The following is a 3,418-nucleotide window of genomic DNA, read 5'->3' as shown; positions in this document are numbered from 1 at the left end:
TCCTCTAAAGTTTTTCTGGTTCTCTTTGTTCACAAAGAGAACAGTACCCTCCAACCCAATGAACGAGATATAGAATAATCGTAGGATTAAAGAACAGCATTGAGCAGAGCAATGTATTGGGCGATGCCCTCCTCGATCTCCTGGAGACAGACATATTCGTCCGCCGTGTGCGACCGCGCCGACTCTCCCGGCCCCACCTTGAGCGACGGAACCGACAGCAGAGCCTGATCCGACATCGTCGGCGAGCCGTACGTCTGTCGCCCCAGCGCCATGCCCGCCGCCACGATCGGATGCGACGGGTCGATCGACGACGGTTTCAGCCGCGTCGATCGCGGAAAGACCTCCGACCGGACATGTCGCCGCACCGTCTCAAGCACCTCCTCGTTCGTATAGCAGTCCGTCACCCGGATATCCACCGTGAAACGGCATTCCGCCGGCACCACATTGTGCTGCGTCCCTGCGCTGACGATCGTCACGCTCATCTTCACCCCGCCGAACAAGGCCGACTCTTTCGGAAACCGGTAGGTGCGGAACCACTCGATGTCCTCCATCGCCCGGTAGATCGCATTGTCTCCCTCGTCCCTCGCCGCGTGTCCCGGCTTGCCGTGCGCCACGCAGTCCAGCACCATCAGCCCCCGCTCGGCAATCGCCAGATGGAGCCCCGTCGGTTCGCCCACGATGGCGAAGTCCAGCGGGCCGAGCTCCGGCAGGAGGCTCTCGATGCCGTTCTGTCCCGAAACCTCCTCTTCGCCCGTCAGAGCCAGCAGCAGGTTGTATTTCAAATCCTTCGCGTCGTAAAAGTGCAGGAAGGCCGCCGTCAGGCTGACCACGCTCGCCCCCGCGTCGTTGCTTCCCAGCCCGTAGAGCCGTCCGTCGACGATCTCCGGCAGGAACGGGTCGCGGCTCCATCCGGCCGCCGGTTTCACCGTGTCGTGGTGCGAGTTGAGCAGGATGGTCGGCTTCGACGGATCGAACCATCGGTTCCGGGCCCACACGTTGTTGTGCAGCCGGTGCACCTCCGCCACCCCTTGGCCCGTCAGAAAGGTGGCCAGCAGATCGGCCGTCATCTTTTCTTCGCGGCTGTAGGAGGGGGTGGCGATCAGTCGTTCGAGGAGCTCGACATAACGGTTCATCGGGCAACGGGGTTTAGTATTTGAGGTATTTGTCCAGCCAGCCGAAGAATTCGCGGTTCCAGACCAGCGAGTTTTGCGGCTTGAAGACCTGGTGTCCCTCGTCTTCGAAGTAGACCAGTCGCGACGGGATGCCGTGCGCCCGCGCCGCGGTGAACGCCTGGAGACTTTGCGTGAACGGAATCCGGAAATCCTTCGCCCCGGTGATAATCAGGATCGGCGCATACCAGTCGTTGACCGCCAGGTGCGGCGAGTTGGCATACGAGCGGTCGGCGATCTTGTTCCCCGGCCGTTCCCAGTAGGCTCCGCCGAGGTCGTTGGTCGGGAACCACAGTTCCTCCGTCTCGCCGTAGAAACTTTCGAGGTTGAACATCCCGCAGTGGGCGATGAACGCCTTGAACCGCCGGTCGCTGTGTCCCGCGAGGTAGAAGGTGGAGTAGCCTCCGTAAGAAGCTCCCACGCAGCCCCGCCGTTCGGTGTCGACCCACGGCTCTTTCGACACGTCGTCGATGGCCGAGAGGTAGTCCCGGATATTCTGCCCGCTGTAGTCGCCTGATATCTGGTCGAGCCACTCCTGCCCGAACGACGGCAGCCCGCGACGGTTCGGCGCCACGACCACATATCCTTGTGCGGCCATCAGCTGGAAGTTCCACCGGTAGCTCCACCGCTGCGAAACGACGCTTTGCGGCCCGCCCTGGCAGTAGAGCAGGGTCGGATACTGTTTCGTGCTGTCGAAGTCCGGCGGCAGAATCACCCACGTCAGCATCCGTTTTCCGTCGGTCGTGGCGACCCACCGTTTCTGCACGGCGCCCATGTCGACGTGGTCGTAAATCTCTTTGTTGACGAAGGTGAGTTGGGTATCCTTCCCGTCCGTGACATCGACGGCGAAGAGTTCCGGAGCCGTCGAGAGGGTGGTTTTCGCGGCAACGACCACCGGCCGTTTATCCTCCGCCGGGAAAGCGATGCTGAAGTCGGTGTAGTCGTGGTCGCCTGCGGTCAGCACGGTAATGGTCGCCGGTTTGTCTCCCGTGGCGAGGTCGGCCCGGCACAATTGGTGGGTCGCCTCGATGGGCGCGATGAAGTAGATGCTCTTGCCGTCTCCGCTCCACCGCAGGTTGGCGGCGTTATAATCGAATCCGTCGGTCACATAGCTTTTCGCGCCGGTGGCCAGATCCATCACGAACAGCCGGTCTTTGTCCGACTCGTTCCGGGCGCGTTCCATGCTTTGCCAAGCCAGCCGGCTGTCGTCCGGCGAGAAGACCGGATATTTGTCGTATCCCGGCATCCCTTCGGTCAGGTTCTTCGTGGAACCGTCGCTCAGGTCGTAGAGGTAGATGTCCGAGTCGGTGCTCATCGAGTATTCATACCCGGTCATCTTTTTGCAGGTGTATGCCACCTGTGTCCCGGCCTGGTTCCAGGCCACTTCGCTCATCTCGAAATAGGGTGCGGTCGGTGCGTCCCACGGCTCGCCGGGCATAATGTCCCGCGCATCGGAAATCCCGTTGCCGTCCGCGGCCGATGGGTTCAGGTCGGCCACGAAGATATGGCTGTAGGCGCCGTCTTCCCAGGTGTCCCAGTGACGCTCCATCAGGTCGTTGTAGATCAGGGCCCGAGACTTCGGCATGCCGTAGATGTCGGCGGAGGATACCGAATCGACCTGCACGTCGGCGGTATACCATACCTTGTCCCCTTTCGGGCTTACTCCGAAACCGGTTATCCCCCCTTTCACATCCGAAAGGCGCCGCAGCCCTGTCCCGTCGGGCCGCACGATCCACAACTGCTGTGTGGCCTCTTCCCCGCCCCTGGTGCTGAGGAAGTAGATGCACGGCTCGCCGCTTTTCGGATCGACGCCCCATGCGGGTGAGTTGTCTTTCCCCCGGTTGTTCGTAATCTGACGCGCCTTGCCGGGCTCGCCTACGGGCATCACCCACAGCGAGGTGTAACCTTTGTTCTCGCCCATATTATAATAGGTCAGGGCGTAGAGCACTTCTTTCCCATTCGGCGACACGCTGGCCGAACCGATCCGCCCCATTTTCCACATCACTTCGGGGGTGAACACGCGGGCTTCTTTCTCGGCGGCGGTCAGGGCGGTGTCGAGCGTGGCGTTGTCTGTCGCGCTGTCGCCTGTCGGGGCGGTGCCGCAACTGTTCATGGCGGCGCCTATTGCGATCATGGTCATCAGTCGTTTCATAAATTCAATTTATCTGTTCGTTTTATTCGTGTCTACCCGCATGGAACTGCCGCTTTCTTGAAAGAAAGCGGCGCAAAGAACTTTTAGATAGCTACGC

Annotated in this window: 2 protein-coding genes; both read right to left on the bottom strand. The window is 61.0% G+C overall.

Features of this window, described 5'->3' with window-relative positions:
• Positions 1–86: 86 nt before the first annotated feature.
• Positions 87–1,133 (bottom strand): M20 family metallo-hydrolase, encoded by a 1,047-nt coding sequence (locus QZ292_RS10085; protein WP_294601162.1) that lies wholly within the window; start codon positions 1,131–1,133, stop codon positions 87–89.
• A gap of 13 nt (positions 1,134–1,146) precedes the next feature.
• The gene (locus QZ292_RS10080; protein WP_294601160.1) at positions 1,147–3,321 is read right to left on the bottom strand and encodes a S9 family peptidase; all 2,175 of its coding nucleotides are present in this window, start codon (positions 3,319–3,321) and stop codon (positions 1,147–1,149) included.
• Between the last annotated feature and the right edge of the window lie 97 nt (positions 3,322–3,418).

The organism is uncultured Rikenella sp., from assembly GCF_910577125.1.
GTDB lineage: Bacteria > Bacteroidota > Bacteroidia > Bacteroidales > Rikenellaceae > Rikenella.
Note: the sequence above shows the minus strand (reverse complement) of the source record. Positions and strands in the feature narration are given on the sequence as shown.

Bases quoted from the DNA above. Each gene is read 5' to 3' on its own strand.
- QZ292_RS10080 (WP_294601160.1), bottom strand. From the start codon at position 3,321: ATGAAACGACTGATGACCATGATCGCAATAGGCGCCGCCATGAACAGT.
- QZ292_RS10085 (WP_294601162.1), bottom strand. From the start codon at position 1,133: ATGAACCGTTATGTCGAGCTCCTCGAACGACTGATCGCCACCCCCTCC.